General features: G+C 57.7%; 1 protein-coding gene and 1 pseudogene. Both read right to left on the bottom strand.

Features of this window, described 5'->3' with window-relative positions:
- The coding region (locus B2M20_RS20020; protein ID WP_210189135.1) for a hypothetical protein at window positions 1-212 on the bottom strand (212 nt) is incomplete at its 3' end.
- A 179-nt stretch (window positions 213-391) separates the two neighbouring features.
- Window positions 392-530: pseudogene (locus B2M20_RS20480) on the bottom strand (tetratricopeptide repeat protein); the annotation flags it as partial.

Raw genomic sequence — 530 nt, forward strand, 5'->3', positions numbered from 1 at the left:
CCTACCTGATCAAAGGCAGATTCCTGCAGACCGCCCCCAACGCGCCTGCCACAGCCGACACCTTCTACGGCTATCTCCAGACCAGCTTCTTCTTCTAAAGACCGCGCCGGCCCAACAGCAAATGCCTGTGGGCCGGTATCTATTTTTTCGGCGGCAGAATAGAAGAAGGTCGGCAGTTGCCGGGTGAACCGCTCATCACCCTGTTCAATCATCGCGTGGCGGCAACATGACATAACGATACCACGCCAAAAGATCCGACTCCGGCCGAACGCACGGATCTCGCGAGTCAGATAGATGCAGTCCTCGCGCGTCCAATATAGCCAAGCTCAAACGAGATACGAATGGCGGATCGTGCATTCGCCTCCTTCCTAAAATGATTGAGAGTCTTGGCTTACAATCGTCCCGGTGCCCAGATCAGCGCGAGACGCTGACCCTCGTGAATCTGAGCAGGCGACATTTTGGACGCCACGGCGTTTCGCAGTCGCAGGTAGTAGTCGCGCTCGCGCCGTGGAGCGTGGGCAGCCGCCAGA

Origin of the sequence: Nitrobacter vulgaris (genome assembly GCF_002028545.1) — a bacterium.
Lineage (GTDB): Bacteria > Pseudomonadota > Alphaproteobacteria > Rhizobiales > Xanthobacteraceae > Nitrobacter > Nitrobacter vulgaris.